Origin of the sequence: Candidatus Accumulibacter sp. ACC007 (assembly GCF_907163205.1) — a bacterium.
Lineage (GTDB): Bacteria > Pseudomonadota > Gammaproteobacteria > Burkholderiales > Rhodocyclaceae > Accumulibacter > Accumulibacter regalis.
The window spans coordinates 1,876,347-1,899,363 of the sequence record NZ_CAJQUD010000001.1; the positions used below are offsets into that span (position 1 = coordinate 1,876,347).

General features: G+C 64.7%; 24 protein-coding genes and 2 pseudogenes. 22 read left to right on the forward strand and 4 right to left on the reverse strand.

Annotation, left to right across the window (positions count from 1 at the left end):
• Positions 1-228 precede the first annotated feature (228 nt).
• Genes QZ634_RS08090 through QZ634_RS08115 form a run of 6 tightly spaced genes read left to right on the forward strand, consistent with a single transcriptional unit; the run spans position 229 to position 5,974 of the window.
• Positions 229-3,033, forward strand: coding sequence for a monovalent cation/H+ antiporter subunit A (locus QZ634_RS08090; protein WP_291987083.1), 2,805 nt, complete (start codon positions 229-231; stop codon positions 3,031-3,033).
• A complete protein-coding gene (locus QZ634_RS08095; RefSeq protein ID WP_291987085.1) occupies positions 3,033-3,359 on the forward strand; it encodes a Na+/H+ antiporter subunit C in 327 nt (108 codons plus the stop codon). Before QZ634_RS08090 ends, QZ634_RS08095 begins: the two co-directional genes overlap by 1 nt.
• Complete coding sequence (locus QZ634_RS08100; protein ID WP_291987087.1) at positions 3,356-4,873, forward strand: monovalent cation/H+ antiporter subunit D; 1,518 nt, start codon at positions 3,356-3,358, stop codon at positions 4,871-4,873. Before QZ634_RS08095 ends, QZ634_RS08100 begins: the two co-directional genes overlap by 4 nt.
• Positions 4,870-5,361 (forward strand): Na+/H+ antiporter subunit E, encoded by a 492-nt coding sequence (locus QZ634_RS08105; protein WP_291987089.1) that lies wholly within the window; start codon positions 4,870-4,872, stop codon positions 5,359-5,361. Before QZ634_RS08100 ends, QZ634_RS08105 begins: the two co-directional genes overlap by 4 nt.
• On the forward strand, positions 5,355-5,624 hold the full coding sequence (locus QZ634_RS08110) for a K+/H+ antiporter subunit F (protein WP_291987091.1): 270 nt from the start codon (positions 5,355-5,357) through the stop codon (positions 5,622-5,624). The genes QZ634_RS08105 and QZ634_RS08110 overlap by 7 nt, the downstream gene beginning before the upstream one ends.
• The gene (locus tag QZ634_RS08115) at positions 5,621-5,974 is read left to right on the forward strand and encodes a Na+/H+ antiporter subunit G (protein ID WP_291987093.1); all 354 of its coding nucleotides are present in this window, start codon (positions 5,621-5,623) and stop codon (positions 5,972-5,974) included. Before QZ634_RS08110 ends, QZ634_RS08115 begins: the two co-directional genes overlap by 4 nt.
• Before the next feature lie 26 nt (positions 5,975-6,000).
• On the opposite strand, the gene nhaR is transcribed toward QZ634_RS08115, so the two are convergent.
• Entirely contained in the window at positions 6,001-6,948 is a 948-nt protein-coding gene (gene nhaR / locus QZ634_RS08120; protein WP_291987095.1) for a transcriptional activator NhaR, read from the reverse strand.
• A gap of 117 nt (positions 6,949-7,065) precedes the next feature.
• Here nhaR and raiA point away from each other — a divergent pair, with 117 nt between their 5' ends.
• The 13 genes and pseudogenes from raiA to QZ634_RS21525 all read left to right on the forward strand — a co-directional run.
• Positions 7,066-7,440, forward strand: a complete 375-nt coding sequence (raiA, locus tag QZ634_RS08125) for a ribosome-associated translation inhibitor RaiA (protein WP_291987097.1) — start codon at positions 7,066-7,068, stop codon at positions 7,438-7,440.
• A 142-nt stretch (positions 7,441-7,582) separates the two neighbouring features.
• Positions 7,583-8,530 (forward strand): TerC family protein, encoded by a 948-nt coding sequence (locus tag QZ634_RS08130; protein ID WP_291988088.1) that lies wholly within the window; start codon positions 7,583-7,585, stop codon positions 8,528-8,530.
• Positions 8,527-9,033: a universal stress protein gene (locus tag QZ634_RS08135; protein WP_291987099.1), complete on the forward strand. Its 507-nt coding sequence runs from the start codon at positions 8,527-8,529 to the stop codon at positions 9,031-9,033. The genes QZ634_RS08130 and QZ634_RS08135 overlap by 4 nt, the downstream gene beginning before the upstream one ends.
• Before the next feature lie 75 nt (positions 9,034-9,108).
• Complete coding sequence (locus QZ634_RS08140; protein ID WP_366145367.1) at positions 9,109-9,252, forward strand: hypothetical protein; 144 nt, start codon at positions 9,109-9,111, stop codon at positions 9,250-9,252.
• 98 nt (positions 9,253-9,350) lie between these two features.
• Positions 9,351-10,310, forward strand: a complete 960-nt coding sequence (gene floA / locus QZ634_RS08145) for a flotillin-like protein FloA (RefSeq protein ID WP_291987101.1) — start codon at positions 9,351-9,353, stop codon at positions 10,308-10,310.
• An 11-nt stretch (positions 10,311-10,321) separates the two neighbouring features.
• Positions 10,322-10,699: a hypothetical protein gene (locus QZ634_RS08150; RefSeq protein WP_291987103.1), complete on the forward strand. Its 378-nt coding sequence runs from the start codon at positions 10,322-10,324 to the stop codon at positions 10,697-10,699.
• Positions 10,696-11,271: a YqaA family protein gene (locus tag QZ634_RS08155; protein WP_291987105.1), complete on the forward strand. Its 576-nt coding sequence runs from the start codon at positions 10,696-10,698 to the stop codon at positions 11,269-11,271. Before QZ634_RS08150 ends, QZ634_RS08155 begins: the two co-directional genes overlap by 4 nt.
• Before the next feature lie 7 nt (positions 11,272-11,278).
• Positions 11,279-12,184 carry an ion transporter gene (locus QZ634_RS08160; RefSeq protein ID WP_291987107.1) on the forward strand — a complete coding sequence of 302 codons (906 nt, stop codon included), beginning with the start codon at positions 11,279-11,281 and terminating at the stop codon, positions 12,182-12,184.
• Positions 12,181-13,065: a protease HtpX gene (gene htpX, locus QZ634_RS08165; protein WP_291987110.1), complete on the forward strand. Its 885-nt coding sequence runs from the start codon at positions 12,181-12,183 to the stop codon at positions 13,063-13,065. Before QZ634_RS08160 ends, htpX begins: the two co-directional genes overlap by 4 nt.
• Positions 13,066-13,217: 152 nt before the next feature.
• Positions 13,218-15,926, forward strand: a complete 2,709-nt coding sequence (locus QZ634_RS08170) for a cation-transporting P-type ATPase (RefSeq protein WP_291987112.1) — start codon at positions 13,218-13,220, stop codon at positions 15,924-15,926.
• A 128-nt stretch (positions 15,927-16,054) separates the two neighbouring features.
• Entirely contained in the window at positions 16,055-16,978 is a 924-nt protein-coding gene (locus tag QZ634_RS08175; RefSeq protein ID WP_291987114.1) for a universal stress protein, read from the forward strand.
• Positions 16,971-17,495 (forward strand): DUF2062 domain-containing protein, encoded by a 525-nt coding sequence (locus QZ634_RS08180; protein WP_291987116.1) that lies wholly within the window; start codon positions 16,971-16,973, stop codon positions 17,493-17,495. The genes QZ634_RS08175 and QZ634_RS08180 overlap by 8 nt, the downstream gene beginning before the upstream one ends.
• 256 nt (positions 17,496-17,751) lie before the next feature.
• Positions 17,752-18,126, forward strand: a pseudogene (locus tag QZ634_RS21525) (CBS domain-containing protein); the annotation flags it as partial.
• A gap of 1 nt (position 18,127) precedes the next feature.
• On the opposite strand, the pseudogene QZ634_RS21530 reads toward QZ634_RS21525, so the two are convergent.
• Positions 18,128-18,199: pseudogene (locus tag QZ634_RS21530) on the reverse strand (hypothetical protein); the annotation flags it as partial.
• 8 nt (positions 18,200-18,207) lie between these two features.
• On the opposite strand from QZ634_RS21530, the gene QZ634_RS08185 reads away from it, so the two are divergent.
• Positions 18,208-19,191, forward strand: coding sequence for a DUF294 nucleotidyltransferase-like domain-containing protein (locus QZ634_RS08185; protein WP_366145382.1), 984 nt, complete (start codon positions 18,208-18,210; stop codon positions 19,189-19,191).
• A gap of 114 nt (positions 19,192-19,305) precedes the next feature.
• Here QZ634_RS08185 and QZ634_RS08190 read toward each other — a convergent pair whose 3' ends face one another.
• Both QZ634_RS08190 and QZ634_RS08195 read right to left on the reverse strand, forming a co-directional pair.
• Positions 19,306-19,584, reverse strand: coding sequence for an ArsR family transcriptional regulator (locus QZ634_RS08190; RefSeq protein ID WP_291987120.1), 279 nt, complete (start codon positions 19,582-19,584; stop codon positions 19,306-19,308).
• Between the two features lie 257 nt (positions 19,585-19,841).
• Positions 19,842-20,357: a phasin family protein gene (locus QZ634_RS08195; protein ID WP_291987122.1), complete on the reverse strand. Its 516-nt coding sequence runs from the start codon at positions 20,355-20,357 to the stop codon at positions 19,842-19,844.
• A gap of 306 nt (positions 20,358-20,663) precedes the next feature.
• On the opposite strand from QZ634_RS08195, the gene QZ634_RS08200 reads away from it, so the two are divergent.
• Both QZ634_RS08200 and typA read left to right on the forward strand, forming a co-directional pair.
• Complete coding sequence (locus QZ634_RS08200; RefSeq protein WP_291987125.1) at positions 20,664-21,050, forward strand: group II truncated hemoglobin; 387 nt, start codon at positions 20,664-20,666, stop codon at positions 21,048-21,050.
• Positions 21,051-21,130: 80 nt separating this feature from the next.
• Positions 21,131-22,972: a translational GTPase TypA gene (gene typA, locus QZ634_RS08205; RefSeq protein ID WP_291987127.1), complete on the forward strand. Its 1,842-nt coding sequence runs from the start codon at positions 21,131-21,133 to the stop codon at positions 22,970-22,972.
• Positions 22,973-23,017: the final 45 nt, after the last annotated feature.

Consider the following 23,017-nt stretch of genomic DNA (forward strand, 5'->3'; position numbering starts at 1 on the left):
GCCCGGAGCGGCCGCTGACGTCGCGTCTGCCACCAGATTCAGCAGACGGCTATAATCCGGCGCAGCGACACCGCTGTTGTGCTCCGCCAAGACCTGCCATGCTGGCGAGCAGAACACTCCCCGCGATGAAGCCAGCGGACAACTCCAGTTTCTGTAATAGTCGCATCTTCAGCACCCCCGAGTCACCCCCGAGTCACCCCCGGACAATTCACTCCTGGATCGGCCTTTGTGAATTCGAACCTGCTGCTCCTGGCAATTCCCGGCATGGCCTTTGCCGCGTTCCTGCTACCGCTGCTGCTGCAGCGCTTCGGACGCGTCGCCGCAACCGTGGCCGCGGCAGCGGTGATTGGCACCTGCCTCGCGCTGGTGCTGCAGCTGGCCCCCGCCGTCTTCGCCGGCGAGACGCAAGTCGCACGCGTGCACTGGCTACCCGCCTACGGACTGGACCTCAGCCTGCGCATGGATGGTCTCGGGCTGCTCTTCAGCCTGCTGATTTGCGGCATCGGCCTGCTCGTCGTGCTCTATGCTTTCTACTACCTGCCGGGCAGCGACCGCATGGGGCGCTTCTATTCGATACTGCTCCTCTTCATGGCCGCGATGCTCGGCGTCGTGCTTTCCGAAAACCTGCTCCTGCTCCTCGTTTTCTGGGAGATCACCAGCCTCTCGTCGTTCCTGCTCGTCGCCTACAGCCACGACAAGTACGAGTCGCGCATTGGCGCCCGCATGGCCCTGGCAGTCACTGGCGGCGGCGGCCTGGCACTGCTCGCCGGCATCCTCCTGCTCGGCCATGTCGCTGGCAGCTACGAGCTCTCGGTGATTCTCGCGGCCGGCGATCAGATTCGCGCGCACGCACTCTACGCGCCGACGCTGATCCTCATCCTGCTCGGCGCGTTCACCAAGTCGGCGCAGTTCCCCTTCCACTTCTGGTTGCCGAACGCGATGTCGGCACCGACGCCGGTATCGGCCTACCTGCATTCGGCGACCATGGTCAAGGCGGGCGTCTTCCTGCTCGCCCGCCTGCACCCGGCGCTCGGCGGTACCGACGCCTGGTTCTGGCTGGTCAGTGGCACCGGCGCGGTGACCCTCGTCTACTCCGCGGCGACGGCGCTTTTTAGGCACGATATCAAGGGCCTGCTCGCCTACTCGACGATCAGTCACCTGGGTCTGATCACCCTGCTGTTCGGCCTCGACACGCCGCTGTCCATCGTCGCCGGCGTCTTTCACATCATCAACCACGCGATTTTCAAGGCCTCGCTGTTCATGGCCGCCGGGGTCATCGACCACGAATGCGGCACACGCGACATGCGCCGCGTCAATGGCATGTTCAAGCGCATGCCGATCACTGCCGCGCTGGCCATCATTGCCGCCGGCTCGATGGCCGGCGTACCGCTGCTGAACGGCTTCCTGAGCAAGGAGATGTTCTTCGCCGAAACGGTCGGTCACCCGCAGTTCGAAGCCGTCTCCTGGCTGCTGCCGCTGGTCGCCACGATCGCCGGCATGCTCGCCGTCGCCTACTCCCTGCGCTTCGTGCACGACGTCTTCTTCAATGGCGAGCCGATCGACCTGCCGCGCCAGCCGCACGAGCCACCCCGCTGGATGCGTGCGCCGATAGAACTGCTGGTGCTCCTTTGTCTGCTGGTCGGCGTCTTTCCCGGATGGACCGTCGCGCCGCTGCTTGACGTCGCCGCCGCCGCCGCGTTGCAGGCGCCACTGCCGGAATTCGAACTGGCGCTGTGGCACGGCTTCAATCGGCCCTTGATGATGAGCCTGCTGGCGCTGGCCGGCGGCGTTTTCATCTACGCAATGCGCGGTCCGCTCTTCGCGTGGCAGGAACAGCTGCCGCCCCTACGCCCGCGCACGGCCTTCGAGCGCGGCTACCGGGTGCTCGCCGGCGCTGCGCGACGCCTCGTCGCGGTGCTCGACAATGGTTCTCTGCAGCGCTACAACGCGCTGTTGTTCAGTTTCATCCTGGTGCTCGGCGGTTGGGCGTTCTTCTCGGGGCCAGCCGCCACTGTCCGGCTACCCACCCAGCCCGCTGGCGAAGCCGCTTACCTCGCCCTGTTCGCGCTGCTGGTGGGCAGCATGGGTGGCACGCTGCTGTATCGGAAACGCTTGCTGGCGGTGATTCTCGTCGGCATCGTCGGCCTGGTCGTGGCGCTGATCTTCGTCCGCCTGTCGGCACCCGACCTGGCGCTGACCCAGTTGGCGGTCGAGACAGGAACCATCATTCTGATGCTGCTGGTGCTCTACTTTCTTCCTGCACGCGAGGCGCCGAGAAGCAGTGCCAGTCGCCTGACACGCGACCTGCTGCTGGCCATGTTTGCCGGCGGCGGCATGGCGCTGATTACCCTGCAGATGCTCGCCGCACCGTTCGCGACGATTTCCGGTTTCTATCTTCGCGAATCGGTTCCCGGCGGCGGCGGTACGAACGTCGTCAATGTGATCCTGGTGGACTTCCGAGGTTTCGATACGCTCGGCGAAATCACCGTCCTGGCCCTCGTCGCCCTGGCTTCACACGCGCTGCTCGACCGGCTGATCCTGAGCGCACCACGACTCGATAGCGATGGACGCCCATGGTCGAGCGAAGCCCACCCGCTATTTCTATCGATGATGATGCGCCCCTTGCTGCCCTTGTCGCTGACCATTTCGGTCTACATCTTCCTGCGCGGACACAACGTGCCCGGCGGTGGTTTCGTCGCCGGCCTGATCACCAGCGTCGCGCTGGTCGTGCAATACCTGGCCAATGGCAACGTCTTTGCGCAGCGACGCATGCCACGCAATTCGGCCGGGCTGCTCTCGCTGGGGCTGCTGCTGGCAAGCGGAGTGGGAATGGCGAGCTGGGTCTTCGATCGGCCTTTTCTGACCACCGCGCACGGCCATGTCTCGCTGCCGCTGATCGGCGAGTTCGAACTGGCTTCGGCGATGATCTTCGATCTCGGTGTATACGTAGTGGTGGTCACCGTCGTGGTGACGGTACTTTCCGGCCTGGGCCGACTGTCGGCACGCGCACACAGCCAGGAGGCGGTGAACTGATGGAAGTCTTGCTGTCGATTGCCATCGGCGTGCTCACCGCTTGCGGCGTGTTCCTCATCCTGCGCTCGCGCACTTTCCCGGTCCTGCTCGGTCTGACCCTGCTGTCCTACGCGGTGAACCTCTTTCTCTTTGCCAGCGGCCGCCTGCGCATCGATGCCCCGCCGCTGATTCGCGCCGGCGCGAGCTATGCCGACCCCTTGCCGCAGGCACTGGTGCTCACTGCCATCGTTATCGGTTTCGGGATGACCGCCTATCTGGCCATTCTGGCCTTGCGCGCCATATCCGAATCGGGAGCCGACCACGTCGACGCCCATAAGGGACCATGAACGCCAACGCGCCGATTCTGCCGCTTCTGATTCCCCTGGCTGCAGCGCTGCTGCAGATGGCGTCCGGCCGCCTCTCGTTCCAGCGCGCGGTCGGACTGCTGGCCTCTGCGCTGCTCGTGCTCGTCGCCAGCTGGCTGACGCTGCTCGCCGACGACGGTGTGCTGCGCGTCTATGCCCTTGGCGACTGGCCGGCGCCCTTTGGCATTGTCCTCGTCGTCGACCGCCTGGCCGCCGCAATGACCCTGCTCACCGCCGTGCTCGGCTTCGTGGTCCTGCTCTACGCCAGCGCCGGCTTCGACGAAGAGGGGATTCACTTCCACCCCTTGTTCCAGTTTCAACTGCTCGGCCTGCTCGGCGCGTTTCTCACCGGCGACCTGTTCAACCTCTTCGTCTTCTTCGAAATCATGCTGCTCGCCTCCTACGTGCTGCTCGCGCACGGCGGCGGCCTGGCCCGCACGCGCGCCGGGATCACCTACGTGGTGCTCAATCTGGTCGGATCGGCGCTTTTCCTGATCGCGCTGGGCTTGATCTACGGCACGCTGGGAACGCTGAACCTGGCCGATGTGGCGCGTGTTCTGACCCTGCCCGGCCATGATCGGGCACTCGCCAGACTGGCCTTCGCACTGCTGATCGCGGTCTTCGCCCTGAAGGCCGGGCTGTTGCCGCTATCGTTCTGGCTGCCACACACCTATAGCGCTGCCGGCGCACCGGTGGCGGCGCTCTTTGCGATCATGACCAAGGTCGGCATCGTCGCCATCCTGCGCGTACAGGCCATCGCCCTCGAACCGGTGATGCCCGACCTTCTCGACAACTGGTTGACCCCCCTGGCGCTGGCCACTGTCGCCTTCGCCGCCCTCGGCGCGCTGGCGGCCGCCCGCCTGCAGGCGCTCGTCGCGTGGCTGGTCCTGCTGTCGGCCGGCACCCTGCTGGTGACGCCCGCGCAGGCAAGCCCCGAAGTCAGCGCCGCAGCGCTCTACTACCTGCTGCAATCGACCCTTGCCGGCGCCGCTTTCTTCCTGCTCGCCGGCCTGATCGCCGAGCAGCGCGGCAAGGTCGCCGACCAGTTCATGGCCGGCCCGCCACTGCGCGCCACCTGGCTGAAGATCGCCTTCCTGATCGTGGCCACGACGGCCGCCGCCCTGCCACCATTTTCCGGCTTCGTCGGCAAGCTGATGCTGTTGACCAGCACGCGCGACGTCGAAGCGGGAAGCGCAATCTGGGTAGTGATACTGATCTCGGGTTTCATCGTCATGGCCGCACTGGCCCGTGACGGCTGCTATCTGATCTGGAAACACAAGGCGGCGGCGAGATCCCTGCCGGGCGAGCCCGTCGGCTGGCAACGGGCGACGGCGACCCTGCTGCTGGTCGCTGCGGGGCCGCTGCTGGCGATCGGTGCGCGCCCGGTAGCCGACTACGCCGCGCGCACAGCCGCGCAACTGCATGCACCTGGCGCCTACGTGACGGGCGTTCTCGGAGCAGGCGCAACGACCACCGGCCACGGGACAAGACAATGATGCGCGCCATCCTGCCACACCCGCGCCTGTCGCTGATGGTCTTTGTGCTCTGGGCGGTGATCACCAACGCCGCATCGTTGGGCCTGCTCGTCCTCGGCGCCGTGTTGGCAATCGTCATCCCCTTGCTGACCCACGAGTTCTGGCCCGACCCCCCGCCACTCGTCCGTCCCTGGCGGGCATTGCGCTTCATGGGCCTCTTCGGGCTCGACATCGTCACCGCCAACTGGCGCGTTGCACGCCAGATCATCGGGCCGCTACACCGGCTGTCACCGGCTTTCGTCGAGGTACCCCTCGATCTGCGCGACCCGTTTATCGCCACGCTACTGGGGAGTATCGTGTCCTTGACCCCGGGAACGGTATCGATCGACGTCGACCAGCAGCGCTGGGTGCTGCTGGTACACGCCCTCGACGCGCCAAATCCGGAGGCGCTGATAGACGAGATCAAGGAGCGCTACGAACGGGCCCTCAAGGAGATGTTTGCATGCTGAATGCCGCCGTCGAAATCGCTTTCGTCATGATTGCCACCGCACTGGCGCTGAACATCTATCGCCTGCTCGTCGGCCCGGATACGACCGATCGCATCCTGGCTTTCGACACCCTGGGAATCAACAGCATCGCCCTGCTCGTACTCTACGGAATCAGCACCAACAGCACCGCCTACTTCGAGGTCGCACTGCTGCTCGCGCTGCTTGGCTTCGTTGGCACCATCGCGCTGTGCAAGTTCCTCTTGCGTGGAGATATCAGCGAATGAGCACGGCCACCGAAGCCATCATCGCGGCGCTGATCATTGTCGGCGCGCTGTTCGCACTGCTCGGCTCCGTCGGTCTCGCCCGTCTCCCGGACTTTCTCATGCGTCTGCACGGCCCGACCAAAGCCACGACCATGGGCGTCGGCGCAACGTTGCTCGCGTCGGCGATTTTCTTTTCGGTACAGGACAGCGAGGGAATCAGCCTGCACGAGCTGGCCCCCTTGTTCTTCCTGTTCATCACCGCGCCGGTGACGGCACACCTGCTGGCCAAAGCGGCGCTCCACCGGCAATCGAGCGGGCGCAATTCCGGGCAGCCAGCGCAGGCAGGCGAGCACGAGCCGGGACCGCACTGAGAAGAAACCCCGTCAGGGCCGACTTTTCAACCTCGCTGCGGATCCTGCTGCGCCGTCGTGTTCACCGGGCCTTGGGGCGGCGGCGTGAACACTCCGCTGCGCGCATTCTCGCTGACCGCCCGCGCCGCGGGATGGGTCAACCGCCGCTCGGCCGAAATCAGGAAAAATCGCTCGCGAAGCTCCTCCGTTTCGCCCAGCTTGACGACCTGGTAATGCGCCGTCACGTCCGGGACGCTGGCCGCTGGCGTCGGGAAAACCCCGGCACCGGCTTCGCCGAAAGCCTTCATCAAGGCGCTGTCGTCGAACTCGCCGACGATGCGCACACGCTTCCCCTGGCGGTCCAGCCAGCGCGGCAGGGCGCCGTGAAGGGCGCTATCACGCCCGGGCAGGAGCAAGGGCGCACCATCCAGGCAGTCGGGGAAGTCGCCCGTCAGTCGCTCAGCCAACGCGGGCGCAGCCATGAAAGCCACGCCCGATTCACCTAGCGGATGGCTGTAGCCCTTGATCTCCGTACCCGGCGGCATCGGGCGGGCGGCCAGCACCATGTCGAGACGATGGATCGCCAGATCCGCCAGCAGACGTTCCAGCCGGTCCTCCTGACAGATCAGGCGCACGGCCGCGGGAAGTCCCAGTACCGGCGCAAGCAGACGATGGGCGATGAATTTCGGCACGACGTCGGCGATGCCGACGCGGAAGGTGATGAACCGCTCCTCGGCGCCATTCTTCAGCAGGTCTTCCAGCTCGGCCCCTGTCTGGAAGATCTCCTCGGCGTAGGAGAGCGCAAGCTTTCCCGTTTCGGTGAGTTCCAATCGGCGCCCGACGCGCCGGAACAGCGCCACGCCGAGCCGTTCCTCGAACTGGGAAACTTGCCCGGAAAGCGTCTGCGGCGTCAGATGCAGGCGCTCCGCCGCGCGGGTGACACCGCCCGAACGGGCGACACTGACGAAGTAATGCAAATGCTTGTAGTTGAGCATGCCGCCCTCCATATGTTCGTATTTTTCGATCATAACCCATAGTTATATCTATTTGTGTCGAACCTGCTCAATGCCCATAATCCAGCTGTCGTCGCCCCGTCCAGCCAGAGGAATGCCATGAACCTGAAAATCCAAGCTCAAGACATCCCTCTGACCGACGGGCTGCGCCAGCACCTCGCCTCGCGTCTCGCGCACGCCCTGAACCATGGCCGGGACGTCGTCACGCGCATCGTCGTCCGCCTTTCCGAGGTCAACGGCCCGCGCGGCGGCAAGGACAAGTGTTGCGGCATCGAAGTGCGCCTCAAGGGCGCTCCTGCCCTGATCGTCGAGGATATCCAGAGCGATCTTTACCTGGCCATCGACCGCGCCAGCGAACGCATCGGCCGTGCACTCGATCGCCACCTGGCGCGGCGACGCGATTTCCCGTCAGCCACTCGGCAACAACCGTTCACCGAGGAAACGCCGTGCAGCCCCCTGCCTACCGACCGCTGACAGGCATCGCCATGGGCGCGGGTTCACCTGCGGAGCGGCAGCAGGCCGCAACACGGGACGCCGGCCAGGTCATGGCGCTGACCTGCGGCAAGACGGGAAGCCTTCCTTGACCGCCAGCATCGACAGTTTCGCCACCGGCCCGATGTGGGTCGGCTTCATTGCCTTTGTGCTGGGCATGCTGGCACTCGACCTGTTCGTCTTCGGTGGGCGCAAGGCGCACCGCGTCCCGGTCAGGGAGGCGCTGGCCTGGGTGATCGCCTGGGCCTGCCTGGCACTGGCCTTTGCCGGCCTGCTGTGGTGGTATCTGAATGATACGCAGGGCGCCGAGGTGGCCCAGCGCAAGACACTTGAATTCCTTGCCGGCTACCTGATCGAACAGTCGCTGTCGGTGGACAACATGTTCGTCTTCGTCATGATCTTCAGCTCCTTCGCGGTGCCGCCGGAACTGCAGCGCCGCGTGCTGCTCTATGGCGTGCTCGGCGCCATTGTCATGCGCGCTGGCATGATCCTGGCCGGGGTCTGGCTGGTATCGGAGTTCGCCTGGGTGTTGTATGTCTTCGGCGCCTTCCTGGTGATCACCGGCATCAAGATGCTGATTTTCACCGAGCACGAGCCCGATCTGGAGAAGAACCGACTGCTGCGCTGGCTGCGCGGGCATCTGCGCATCACGCCGTGCTTCCACGGCGAATTCTTCTTCGTCCGCCAGAACGGCGTCCTGTGGGCGACGCCGATGTTCCTCGTGCTGCTACTGATCGAGGCCAGCGACGTTCTCTTCGCGGTGGACAGCATCCCGGCCATCTTCGCTGTGACCACCGATCCCTTCATCGTGTTTACCTCGAACATCTTCGCCATCATGGGACTGCGTGCCCTGTACTTCCTACTCGCCGACATGGCGGATCGATTCCATCTGCTCAAGTACGGCCTGGCCATCGTGCTGCTCTTCATTGGCGGCAAGCTGCTCGCCATGCCGTGGTTCCATATGCCGATCGCGTGGTCGCTGGCGATCGTCGCCGGCACCATTCTGGTGTCGGTCGTGGCCAGCCTGGCCCTGTCGAAACCCAAGGCCCTCGCCACAGGAGAAGAAACATGAGCCATTTGATCGTTCTTCCCGCTCCCGCGAGTTGCCAGCGCGACAGCGATGGCCGTCTGGTCGGCCTGGCGTTCGACAGCTCGCCGCCGCTTCCGGCGCCGGCAACGAATCCCTGGCTGGTCGCCGTCGACGGTTCGGAGCAGGCGTTGCGCGCCGTCGCCGCAGCCGCGCAACGGGCCGGCGAGATGACCGCCTGTGCCTTGCATCTCGTCAATGTGCAACCCTGGCTCGGCAAGGAAGCGGCAGAAGAGGCGCTGGCGAGCCGGGCGTGGCTGGCTACCGGGTCGGCGCGCGCGCTGCTCGACGCGAAAGGCCAGCCGTGGCGACTGCACGTGGCCATGGGCGAGGCCGTCGATCAAATCATTGCGCTGGCCGGGCACCTCGGCTGTTCGGGAATAGTGATCGGCAGCCGCGGCCTGGGCGTAACCAAGAGCCTGCTGCTCGGTTCGGTGGTCCACAAGCTCATGCATCTGAGTCCGCACCCCGTGATGGTGGTGCGTTGACGCTCGCCGTCCCGCCGGCCTGGCCGCGATTTTCCTCGCGATTCCGGCACTTTCGCCGACGCTTGCGCAGCCTACATGCTGCTGATGTCGGATCTCATCCTCCTTCGCCCCAGCAACATCAGCCACAGCGGCGAAACCAAGCAGGTGCCGGCGACCGTGACGCTATTCGTTTCCCTCTTCAACCCGTTCACCAGATTGCTGCACTACCGGGTTTCATGAACAGCAATGAGTAGCCGCGGTTTCCGCGGCGATCGTCGTGCGGCGAATACCGCACATCAGCAACAAGGGACCACAGAATGATCGATATCCTCAACAACATGACCGGCGGGCTGGGCATTCTCATGGCGATGGTCGCGGGGCTGGCCCTGCTTCTTTATCTGGTGCCCATTCCGCTGTGGATTTCCGCGTGGGCTTCCGGGGCCTATCTGGGCCTATTCACGCTGATCGCCATGCGCCTGCGCCGGGTCCCGCCGGCCACGGTGGTGACGGCGCGGATCAGCGCGGTGAAGGCCGGCCTGGACATTTCCATCAACGATCTCGAAGCCCACTTCCTTGCCGGCGGCAATGTCGTGCGCGTGGTCAACGCCATGATCTCGGCGGACAAGGCCAACATTCCCCTGCCCTTCAAGCAGGCGGCAGCCATCGATCTGGCCGGACGCAATGTCCTGGAAGCCGTACAGATGTCGGTACTGCCCAAGGTGATCCAGACACCGAAAATCGCCGCCGTGGCCAAGGACGGCATCCAGCTGATCGCCGTTTGCCTGGTCACGGTGCGCACCAACATCAACCGCCTGGTGGGCGGCGCCGGCGAGGAGACGATCATCGCGCGCGTCGGCGAAGGCATGGTCAGCACCATCGGTTCTTCAGCGAGCCACAAGAGCGTGCTGGAGAGTCCGGATCACATCTCCAAGCATGTTCTCTCCAAGGGACTGGACGCGGGTACGGCGTACGAGATTCTGTCGATCGACGTCGCCGATGTGACGGTGGGCGAGAACATCGGTGCCAAGTTGCAGATCGACCAGGCCAATGCCGACAAGCAGATCGCCCAGGCCAAGGCCGAGGAACGCCGGGCCATGGCCGTCGCACTGGAGCAGGAGATGCGCGCGCGCGTCGTGGAATCCGAGGCCGAGGTGCCGCGCGCCATGGCCGAGGCGTTCCGCCGCGGCAATCTCGGCGTCATGGACTATTATCGGATGAAGAACCTGCAGGCCGATACGAGCATGCGCGAAGAAATCGCCGGCGCCGATAACGCGCCGCTTGCCCCGCAGGCAAACTAGGACGCCCGCCCATGAAAGACATCCCGATGGAACTGCTCTATGTCCTGATGTTATTGGCCATCTTGGGGTTCCAGTACCTGATGAAGCGGTTCGCACCGCAAGCGCCGGACGAGCCCGCCTGGGACGAGAGTCTTTCCCGGATCCCCGAGGAGGCGGAGGACGCCCCGGCGGCATCCGCGGCTTTCGGCGCAGTCTCCGGCGCAGCTTCCGACGCGGTCGCCGACCTTCCCCGCCGAAGCGCTGCGCCCGTGATCGCGGTTGCGCCCGCACGACGGCGTTTTTCCAGAACTTGGCTGATCGGCAGCCGGCACGCGGTACAGAATGCGGTCGTCGTGGCGACCGTACTCGGACCCTGCCGGACTTTCGAACCCCACGAGATCCGCCAATGAAACTGTTTTCATCACTCTATCGCCGGGCCATGATCTGGTCGCGGCATCCGCACGCCCCCTGGTATCTGGGTGGCATGAGTTTTGCCGAGTCCTCGTTCTTCCCGATCCCGCCGGACGTGATGCTCGCGCCGATGTGCCTCGCACAACCGCGGCAGGCCTGGCGTCTCGCCCTCCTGACCACGCTGGCCTCGGTCGCCGGCGGGCTCTTCGGCTATGCCATCGGCCACTTCGCCATCGACGCCGTACTGCCCTGGCTGCAGGACAGCCGTTACTGGCCAGCCTATCAGACGGCGGTCGATTGGTTCGAACGCTGGGGCTTCTGGGCGGTGTTCATCGCCGGCTTCTCGCCGATTCCCTACAAGGTGTTCACTATCGCCGCCGGCGCCCTGTCGCTGGCCCTGTTGCCTTTCGTCGCCGCTTCGCTGATCGGGCGCGGTGCGCGTTTTTTCCTCGTCGCCGGGCTGATGGCCTGGGGCGGTGAGCGCATGGAAGCGGCCCTGCACCGCCATATGGACCGCCTGGGCTGGGCAACGGTGGCGCTGCTGGCGCTGGCCTATCTCGTAGTTCGCTGAAACGCCCATGAGCACGAACCTCAATGACCCTCGGGCAAGCGACTCACGCCAGCGGATACGCGCCTGGATCGAGCGGCCGCGCGTGCAGAACGCCATCATCGCTCTGATCCTGCTCAATGCCGCCTTGCTGGGGCTGGAAACCTCGGCCAGCGCGATGGCGGCAGCCGGCGGGCTGATCGTCCTGCTGGACAGCGCCATCCTGGGGGTGTTCGTCGTCGAAATCGCCTTGCGCCTTTACGCCCACCGCGCGGCCTTCTGGCGCGACCCGTGGAGCGTATTCGATTTCGCCGTGGTCGCCATCGCGCTGGTCCCGGCGACCGGGCCGCTGGCCGTACTGCGGGCGCTGCGGGTGCTGCGCGTGTTGCGTCTGATGACCATGGTGCCGTCGATGCGCCGCGTGGTCGGCGCCTTGCTGGCGGCGATTCCGGGCCTGGGCTCGATCGCCCTGGTGCTGCTCATCGTCTATTACGTGTTCGCGGTAATTGCCACCAAGCTGTTCGCCGCGACCCACCCGGAATGGTTCGGCGACCTCGGCCGCTCGCTGTATACCCTGTTCCAGATCATGACCCTGGAGAGCTGGTCGATGGGCATCGCCCGCCCGGTGATGGAGAGCTTCCCCTACGCATGGGCTTTCTTCGTCACCTTCATCCTGGTGGCCACCTTCACCATGCTCAACCTGTTCATCGCCATTATCGTCAACGCCATGCAAAGCTACACCGACGCCGAGCAGCACGACACGCGACTGGCCGTGAAAGCGGCCCGCGAGCACATCGAGGCCGACCTGCACGCCGAAATGCGCAGCCTGCGCGATGAAATCCGCGCACTCCAATCCATGCTCTCGGTCGGCGCAACGGCCCCGTCCGGCTTTCTCCAAACCCCGTCGCCAGACCCCACCGCCAAGGAGAACCCATGAAACGCGTCTTCCTCTTCCTCGCCACCAACATGGCCATCGTGCTGGTGTTGTCGGTCAGCATGCGCCTCCTCGGCGTCGAGCCCTATCTCAACGCCAATGGCCTGAATCTCACTTCGCTGCTGATCTTCGCTGCCGTCATGGGCTTCGGCGGTTCCTTCATCTCGCTGGCCATCTCCAAGTGGTCGGCGAAGCGGGCGATGGGGGTGCAGGTGATCGAAACGCCGACCAACTCGACCGAATCCTGGCTGCTGGAAACGGTGCGCACGTACTCGGCCAAAGCCGGCATCAAGATGCCCGAGGTGGGCATTTTCGACACCCCAGAGGTCAACGCCTTCGCCACCGGCATGAGCAGGAACAGTTCCCTGGTCGCCGTTTCCAGCGGCCTCTTGCAGCAGATGTCGAAGCGAGAAGCCGAAGCCGTCATCGGTCACGAAATCGCCCACGTCGCCAACGGCGACATGGTCACGCTGGCGCTGATCCAGGGCGTGGTGAACACCTTCGTCATGTTCCTCTCGCGCGTCATCGGCCACCTGGTCGATCGCGTCGTGTTCAAGACCGAGCGCGGCCACGGGCCGGCCTTCTTCGTCACCATGATCGTCGCCGAACTGGTGCTGGGCGTTCTCGCTTCGATCATCGTCATGTGGTTCTCGCGCCAGCGCGAATTCCACGCCGACCGGGGCGGCGCCGCGCTCGCCGGGCGGCAGCACATGATCGCCGCGCTGGAGCGGCTGAATTCGCTGCATCCCGCGCCCCTGCCGGAGAAAATGGCGGCCTTCGGCATCAGCGGCGGTGGTGGCGGCGGCATCAAGCGCCTGTTCATGACCCACCCGCCGCTGGCAGAACGCATCGCGGCGCTGCGCAACGGTGCGGGGCATGGATGAAGCCACTCGTGAACACCGTACTTCCTTCGTTTGCGTTGTGGTTATACCCCGGCTCTCTCGGAAGACAAGTTTCCGCAGGAAACTCACCGCGTGAGTTGAGCTTGAAATCCGAACCATGTTGGGAATCCGGCGCTTTTCGCTTGAGGTGACCTATGCCCATACCGCGTGCAGCATCCGACAACTCTCCAGCCTGGCACTCGCTGCCTGTCGCCGATGCCTTGCACAGGTTGTCGGTCGCTGCTGCCAGTGGTCTCAGCCAGCAAGGCGCCGCCGAGCGTCTCGAACAACACGGGCGCAACAGTCTGCCACCGCCCAAGCGGCGCGGGCCCTGCCTGCGCTTTGCCCTGCAGTTCCACAATCCGTTGATCTATGTGCTGCTGGTTGCCGGCACCGTCACCTTCGCACTCGGAGACTACATCGATGCCGGAGTAATCGTCGGCGTCGTGCTGATCAACGCCGTTATCGGTTTCATTCAGGAAGGCAAGGCGGAAAAAGCGCTGGAAGCGGTGAGCGCGATGCTGGCCAGTCGCGCCACCGTCCTGCGCGCGGGCGAGCGGCACGAAATCGACGCCTCGCTGCTGGTTCCCGGGGATATCGTCTTTCTCGAATCCGGGGCACGCGTTCCGGCCGACCTGCGCCTGCTGCGGGTGAAGAACCTGCGTGTCAATGAAGCCGCCTTGACCGGTGAATCGGTACCCGCGGAGAAGCGCACGCAAGCGGTGACAGCCGACGCCGCGATCGGTGATCGCCTGTGCCTGGCGTTTTCCGGAACGGTGGTCAGTTTTGGCCAGGGACAGGGCCTTGTCGTCGGCACCGGACAGGCGACCGAGATCGGACGCATCGGGCTCCTCGTCGGGGCTACGCGCACCCTGGCGACACCGCTCACCCGCCGGCTCGACCAGTTCGCCCGCCAGATCACCTTATTCATCCTGGTCGTCGGACTGCTCACTTTCCTGTACGGCCATCTGGTCCACGACATGCCCGTGCTGGAGATCTTTCTCGCCGTCGTCGGTCTGGCGGTGGCGGCCATCCCCGAAGGTCTGCCGGCGATCGTCACCATCGTCCTGGCCATCGGCACCCGCGTCATGGCCCGCCAGCACGCCATCGTCCGGCGACTGCCGGCGGTCGAGACCCTCGGTTCGGTCACCGTCATCTGCTCGGACAAGACCGGCACGCTGACCAGGAACGAAATGACCGCCGTGTGCGTCATGCTGCCCACACATACCCTGGACGTGAGCGGCGCCGGCTACGCGCCCGAGGGAGGTTTCAGCCGCGACGGCGCGACCGTCGACGCGCAGCGCGACGAGGCCCTGCAGGAGCTGGCCCGCTGTGCCTTGCTGTGCAACGACGCCCATCTCAAGCACAGCGCCGGTAGCGGCTGGCAACTCGTTGGCGATCCGACCGAAGGCGCACTGCTGACGCTCGCGCGCAAGGCCGGGCTCGACCCCGCGCAGTTCGCTACAACGCACCCTCGGGTCGACGAGATCCCGTTCGAGTCGGAACACCGCTTCATGGCCACGCTGCACCACGACCACGCCGGACACACCGCCGTGTTGCTCAAGGGCGCACCGGAGCGGGTGCTCGACCTGTGCACCCAGGAGGGCAGCGGTCAGCCGCTTGACCGTGACGCCTGGGAAACGCGTATGCATCGTGCGGCCGGCGCGGGACAGCGCGTGCTCGCGCTGGCGCGCCGCCAAATGCCGGCCGCCACGACGGCGCTGGCGATGGACGACATCGCTCCGCGCTTCACCTTGCTCGGCCTGATCGGCCTGATCGACCCCCCGCGCGAGGAAGCGATCGCCGCCGTCGCCGAATGCCAGCGCGCCGGCCTGCGCGTCAAGATGATCACCGGTGACCACGCGGTCACCGCGGCGGCCATCGGCCGGCAGCTGGGGTTGAACGCGGATCATGCCCTGACCGGTGACATGCTCGGCGCGCTCGACGACGAGGCGCTGCGGCGCCACGCCCTCGACACCGACGTCTTTGCCCGTGCCAGCCCGGAGCACAAGCTGCGCCTGGTAGGCGCGCTGCAGGCCCAGGGCGAACTGGTGGCGATGACCGGCGACGGGGTCAACGACGCGCCGGCGCTGAAAGCCGCCGACATCGGCGTGGCGATGGGCTACAAGGGGACCGATGCCGCACGCGAAGCGGCCGACCTGGTACTCACCGACGACAATTTTGCGACTATCGCGCGCGCCGTGCGCGAAGGACGCGTGGTCTTCGACAACGTCAAGAAATCGCTGTTGTTCATCCTGCCGACCAACGGCGGCGAAGCAGGCGTGATTCTGCTGGCGGTCTTTCTCGGGCTGGCGCTGCCGGTCACCGCCGGCCAGATTCTGTGGGTGAACATGATCACCGCGGTCACCCTGGCGCTGGCCCTGGCCTTCGAGCCAGCCGAGCCTGGCGTCATGCTCCGGCCACCGCGACGACCCGGCGAGCCGCTGATTACCCGCGTACTGGCGGCGCGCATCGCCTACGTGAGCGTGCTGATGATCGCGGTCACCTTCACCGTCTTCGAATGGGAACTGGCACGCGGCAGCAGCATCGAGGTGGCGCGTACGGCGGCGGTGAACATGCTGGTCATCGGCGAGTTGGTATACCTTTTCAACGTCCGCCACTTCACGGCCCCGGCTCTCAACCGCGAGATCCTCACCGGCAATCCGGTTGCCCTCTGGGTCAGCGCGATCCTGATCGTTTTCCAGCTGCTGTTCACCTACGCCCCGCCCCTGCAACAGGTGTTCCACACCGCCGCGCTGGATGTGGTGTCCTGGCTGGTCATCCTCGCTCTCGGTGCAGGCAAGTTCCTCGCCGTCGAAGCGGAGAAAGCGGTCTTGCGGCGCTTGCAGGTGCGCAGCATGTGATTCGCGGTGCGACTGCGCCAGCCGGTAGTGATCGCTTACATCGTGGCCGGCATCGCTGTCGGTCCGGGCCGGCGGGTCTTCACCATCACCGGCATCACCGGCATCATTGGCACAAAGGAGAAACCACCATGAAACCCATCACCCGGATACTCGCCGCCACCGACCTGTCGGCACCCGCCCGCCATGCAGTAGATCGTGGCTTTCGTGTCGCCGCCGACACCAACGCACGCTATACCGTGCTGCATGCAACGGAACTCGACGCTCTTGACAGCCTGGCGGATCTGCTTGGCGCCGACACCCCCAGGATCAAGCAGCGACTGGCCGACGATGCGCGCGAGACGCTGCGTCGGCTGCTGGCCGACCCGGCGCACAACCGCGGCGTGGCGGCCGATGCACGCATCGTTTCCGGAGCGCCCCTGAAGGTCATCGCCGATGAGGCCGATGCGCTCGATGCCGACCTGCTGGTCGTCGGTGCACGCGGCGAGTCTTTCCTGCGCCATGCCCTGCTCGGATCCACCGCCTCGCGCCTGCTGCGCAAGTCGGTCCGACGACCGGTGCTGGTAGTCAAGCAGGCGCCGCACGAATCCTACCGCTGCCTGCTGATTCCGGTGGACTTCTCGCCGGCGTCCGCACAGGCCATCCGCCTCGGCCGGCAACTGGCGCCGACGGCCGAGATCGTGCTGCTGCATGCCTTCGAGCTGCCTTATGAGGGCAAGCTGCGCTTTGCCGGCGTCGAGGATGGCGTCATCCACGGCTACATAGAGACTGCGCGCCGGGAGCGGCGACGACAACTCCATCAACTGGCCGCCAGCGCGGGGCTGGCATCCGGCGACTATGCACCGCTGGTCCGCCATGGCGACCCCGCGCAATTGATCGCTGCCGTGGAACAGGAGCAGGCCTGCGACCTGGTCATTGTCGGCAAGCACGGCCGGTTCACGGCCGAAGAGCTGTTGCTGGGGAGCGTCATTAAACACGTGCTGGCCGAATCGCAATGCGATGTTCTGGTGATCAGCGATTTCCGAGCGCCTCAGGATCCGGACAGCGATGCTTGAACGCTGGCGGGCCCTGATTCCGACCCGCGAGCAGATTGGCAACAATCGTTGGCTGCGCTGGCTGTCGCCCTACCTCGGCCACCCCAAGCTCTGGCACTGGTCCCGCCGCGGGGTGGCGCTGGGGGTCGGGATCGGCGTCTTTTTCGGCCTGCTGATCCCGATTGCACAGATCCCGTTCGCTGCCGCCGCCGCCGTGATAATGCGCGCCAACCTGCCGGCTGCCGCGGCGAGTACTCTGGTCACCAACCCGATCACCTTTGCACCGGTCTACTTCGCCGCCTACAAGATCGGCGCCTGGGTCACGGGCGAAAAACTCGACCCGCCCACACCAAGCGCGGGCACCGCCCCGCCAGCAAAAGATGCGGGCATCTGGCAGCGCATCACCGCCCTTGGCACACCGCTTGTCGTCGGCCTGGCCATCACCGCCAGCCTGATCGGCCTCGCCAGTTACCTGCTGACCAGCATCGGCTGGTACTGGTACGTCAGGCACAAGCGTCGGCGGCTGCGGCGATCCTGAGCGAGCACATGGCACAGCGCCGCGATGCGCGGGCACGAGCCGACTGCTGCGCTGACGCCAGCACGCCGCTGATGGCAGCAGCAGCGTGTCGGCTGGGCAGCGCGGGAACCGGGTGCACGACCGGGCGTTAGCAGACTCGCGCCCGTCGCCAGTGGTAGAATCGCGCCTCGAACTTTCCCGTCCGGTGTTCGCTTCGCTCGCGCACGTCGCACGCCGCCGGGCCAAACAAAAAGCCGACAACAAGGAACAGCACACGATGGCTGAGGAAGGTCAGTTTTTTCGCCCGGTAAAGGACTTCTGCCAGCGTGCGGTGGTCACCTGCAGGCCGGATGACGCACTGGTAGACGTGGTCCGCATCATGCGCGACAAGAACATTTCCAGCGTCGTGGTCTGCGACCAGAAACTGCCGAGCGGAATCATCACCGACCGCGACCTGCGCAACAAGGTGGTCGCCTCGGGTATCGACCCGTCGACGCTCACCGTCAGCACCATCATGAACAGTCCGCTGGCGGTGATCGGCGAGAATGACCTGCTCTACGAGGCGCTCTACCGGATGTCGCGCAGGAAGATCCATCGGCTGGCGGTCGTCGATGGCAAGGGCCGACTCTCGGGAATCATCACCGACAGCGACATCATCCGCCTGCAGTCGCACTCGCCGCATCAACTGGTCCTGGACATCGAAGCGACCAAGGACCTCGACGAAGTGAAAGCGGTGTACGGCAGGATCCAGAGCCTGGTTCTGCACCTCAGCGGCAGCGGCACCAGCACTCGCGACATGGTGCGACTGATTGCCCACCTCAACGACCAGATTCTCTTGCGGCTGATCGCGCTGATGCGCGCCGACCGCTTTGCCGACTTGCCTGCGCGCTTTGCCTTCGTCGTCCTCGGCAGCGAGGGGCGCGGCGAGCAGACACTGCTCACCGACCAGGACAACGCAATTGTCTACGGCGACGAACTGGGCCCCGAGGAGATCGCGCGGATCGAGGACTTTTCGGAAGAACTGGTCGCTTCGCTGATCGCCATCGGCATCCCGCCGTGCCCCGGCGGGATCATGGCCAAGAACAAGGAGTGGCGACGCAGCATCGGCAAGTGGCGCGAACAACTCGACCGCTGGCTACGCACGCCGACGCCGAAACACGTGCTCAGCTGTGGCACTTTTGTCGACATCCGCACGATCTACGGCGACCCGTCCTTCGAACAGGAACTCAAGAAGCAACTCTACGAGCACGTCCAGCGCGACAAACTGTTCCTGATGCGCATGGTCGAGAGCACCTTGCGCTTTGCGCCCCCCCTGGGCTGGTTTGGCAAGATCAAGGGCGAGAGCGGCGGCGAGCATTCCGGAATGCTGGAAATAAAGAAGGCCGGTATCTTTGCCATTTCAGAGGGCGTCAAGGCCTTGGCCATCCTCGCCGGCAAGCTCGAAGGGAGCACCCACCAGCGCCTGGAAGCGCTGGTCAAGGACAAGGTGATCGATCCGAAAATGGCCGACAACGTCGCCGAGACCTTCGACTTTCTGGTTCTGATGCGCCTCCGCGGTCAGGTAGAAGCCGTGCGGGAAGGGCGCATACCGGACAACTACATTCCCCTCAAACGCCTGAACATGATGGAGCTCGGCCGCCTGCAACTCGCCCTGAAGGGGGTCGAGAAATTTCAGGAATTCACCAAGGCCCACTTCAACCTGAATCTGCTCAGGTAGAAATCGGGCGTGCTCTGAGCGCGCCGCCCGATGCTGACTGTTTTTGTCGACTGCGATGACGGCGGCAGGCTGGCGCCACCGTGCCCCGGTCGGCGCCGGGCACGACAGGGCTGCTCAATAATTGCTCGTTTCGTTACTGTCGTCGGTCTTCTTCACACCCGGCTTGCGTCCACGCGCCGGGGTCGGCGGATCGCACGACAACCGGCAGCTGGTACCCTCAATCTTCCGGCCGTCGACGAAACGGGTTACCCGGCAACAGATCAGGTCCCCCGATGAAGCGAGCCGCGCGACTTCGTCGCGCAGTTCGGCGATCGGAATATCGAGCGATGCGGCTATGTCGACATCGAGCTGCTCGCCGTTGGCTCTCAGGAACCCAAGGATCGAATCGGTCATCTGAACCCCCAAATAAATGCCATTGCCAGTCGGCAAAGTGTCTCAGTGTGCGCCGCGGACGCCGTTCTGGCAAATCGCACCCAACCACAACCCGCTTCTTTCGGCGCTGCGGCGCTTATCGCCGCAAGCATTTTCCGGCAGCAAGGCAGCACCAAACCCCCCAGCCTGCCAAGCACGAAAAAGCCCGGTGCCGTAACACCGGGCTCGGACTTGCGCGAACGCAGCCGCCAGCAAGCAGCGGCTACTGATCGGCTGGCTCAGGCCGTCTTGGCGATCATCTTTGCAGCCGGTTTGGCGCTGACTTCGGTTGCCGGTTTGGTGAACTGAGCGAGGTTGGCAAGCATCGAGGTGACCGTCGTCACCATCTGCTTACCCGATGACACCGCAAAGTCCACACCCGGCGGGGTGTTCTTCTTGGCTTCCTGAAGCGCTCCGACGGCGCCCCTGCCGGCCTGCGAAAGCTGGCCGCCCAAAACCTGCACGACGGCTGACGAGGTTTCGTTGGAAATATGGTAGGCACGACGCGAAAAGGCGACCGATTGCGAGACAGCGGCGACCGCCATCGGCTGTTGCACGGCCTTCAGGCCGGCCATGTCGCGAACGTCAGACAGGGCCTTGAAGTTCTCGGCGCCTTGCTTGGCAACAGCGCGTGCAGTGTGCAGATTCAACGCGGCAAGCTTGCCCATCCCGTCAAAGGAAGCATTGACCACCGACTTCCACACGTCCAGACCGGCTTTGCTGCGGCTGGTGAATTGCTCAGCTACGTTGTACACGATACTCTCCTTGAAATTGCGAACCCGAACACCGCTCAGGCTTCCCGCCTGAAGCTGTTTGCTGCAATGCAGCGAATGACTCATTCTAGCCTTCGAGCAGGGATTGTCAAGCGTTTTTGCTGCGTTGCAACAAGAGAAAAACGGCGAGCCAATGAGCGCCGAAAACCGCCTTGCCACAAACGCACTTTCGCCTCCCTATCGCCCCAGCAAGGCGTCAGGCCACGTGTTGTGCAGGCCGCTACTCGCCTCTGCCGATCGAACCGGCGACCAGCAAAGTCTGCGCGAACCCGACCTTGAGTGAGCACCATGCCCGAAGCAACGCCCTACACCCTCATCGGTGGCGAAACCACCGTCGCCCGCCTCTGCCAACGCTTCTACGAACTGATGGAAACGGTGCCGCAGTTCGCGACGATTCGGGCGCTGCACCCGGCTGATTTGCAGTCGTCGCGCGACAAGCTGTTCATGTTTCTGTCCGGGTGGCTGGGCGGACCCGACCTCTACGTGCGGAACATCGGACATCCGATGCTGCGCCGTCGGCACTTGCCGTTTGCCATCGGCGAGGCCGAGCGTGACCAGTGGGTGGCGTGCATGGTGCTGGCCATGGAAGCGGTCGGAGTCGAGGAAGCCCTGCGCCAGAAACTGCTGGCGTCCTTTTTCAGTACGGCCGACTTCATGCGCAACCAGCCCGGCTAGACGGGGCGAGTTTTTGCAGCGCAGCACGGGCTTCCGGCCTGTGATAGAATAACCGCCCCTGTTCAGAGGCTTGACCCCTTATGACCCGCGCCATCCGTAACATCGCCATCATTGCCCACGTCGACCACGGCAAGACCACGCTGGTCGACAAGCTGCTGGTTCAGGCGGGCACTTTCTCCGCCCACCAGCACATCACCGAGCGGATGATGGACTCGAACGACCTCGAGAAGGAACGGGGAATCACCATTCTGGCCAAGAATCTGGCGGTGGACTATGGCGACGTGCATATCAACATTGTCGATACGCCGGGACACGCCGATTTCGGGGGTGAAGTGGAACGTGTGCTGTCGATGGTCGATGGCGTCCTGCTGCTGGTCGATGCCGTCGAGGGACCGATGCCGCAGACACGCTTCGTGACCAAGAAGGCGCTGGCGCTCGGTCTGAAGCCGATCGTGGTGGTCAACAAGATCGACCGCGACGGCGCGCGCCCGGACTGGGTCGTCGATCACACCTTCGACCTCTTCGACAAACTCGGTGCCAACGACGAGCAGCTCGACTTCCCGGTCGTTTATGCTTCGGCGATCAACGGCTATGCGACGCTCGATCTGGCACAGCCTTCGACCGACATGCGCGCCATGTTCGAGACCGTTCTCAAGCACGTCCCGCCACCGCACGCCGACGAGATCGACGGGCCGCTGCAACTGCAGATTTCGGCACTCGATTACTCGAGCTATGTCGGACGCATCGGCATCGGCCGCCTGCAGCGTGGCCGCCTGAAGCCGGCCCAGCAAGTGACCATCATGTACGGCCAAGCCGATGCCGACGGCAAGTTCGAGCACGGCGCGCCGAAGACAGCCAAGGTCAATCAGGTGTTCGGTTTTCAGGGCCTGGAGCGGGTGCCGATGGACGAGGCAGTTGCCGGCGACATCGTGCTGGTGACCGGTATCGACGATCTCTCGATCGGCTGCACCATCACCTCCACCGAGCAGCCGGAAGCGCTGCCGATGCTGCACATCGACGAGCCAACGCTGAACATGACCTTCATGGTCAACAACTCACCCTACGCAGGCACCGAAGGCAAGTTCGTCACCAGCCGCCAGATCGGCGAACGCCTGCGCAAGGAGTTGCTGACCAACATGGCGCTGCGCGTCGAGGAAACGACCGACACCGACAGCTTTCTGGTTTCCGGGCGCGGCGAACTGCATCTGACGATCCTGCTCGAGACCATGCGCCGCGAAGGCTACGAACTCGCCGTCGGGCGCCCGCGGGTAATCGTCAAGGAGGTCGACGGCGAGCCGTGCGAGCCCTATGAAATGCTTACTCTGGACGTCGAGGAAGCGCATCAGGGCGGCGTCATGGAAGCACTCGGTTATCGCCGTGGCGACCTGCAGGACATGTCTTCGGACGGCCGCGGCCGTGTTCGCCTCGAATACCGCATCCCGGCGCGTGGCCTGATCGGTTTCCAGGGCGAGTTCCTCAACCTGACGCGTGGCACCGGGCTGATCAGCCACGTTTTCGACGAGTACGCACCGGTCAAGGGCGACATCCCCGGACGCCGCAACGGAGTGCTGATCTCGGCCGAGCGCGGCGAAGCCGTCGCCTACTCGCTGTGGAAACTGCAGGACCGCGGGCGAATGTTCAGCAGCCCTGGCGACAAGCTCTACGAGGGCATGGTGATCGGCATCCACAGCCGCGAGAATGACCTGGTAGTCAATCCGATCAAGGGCAAGCAACTGACCAACGTTCGCGCCTCGGGCACCGACGAAGCCGTACGCCTGGTGCCACCGGTGGCGCTGACCCTTGAATCGGCCGTGGAATTCATCGCCGACGACGAACTCGTCGAAATCACGCCCAAGAACATTCGCATCCGCAAGCGCCTGCTCACCGACAACGAGCGCCGACGCGCGTCGCGCGAAGGCTGATCGCCGGAAAAGGCAAGCACGCCGGCCGGTCAGGAGCCACGCAGG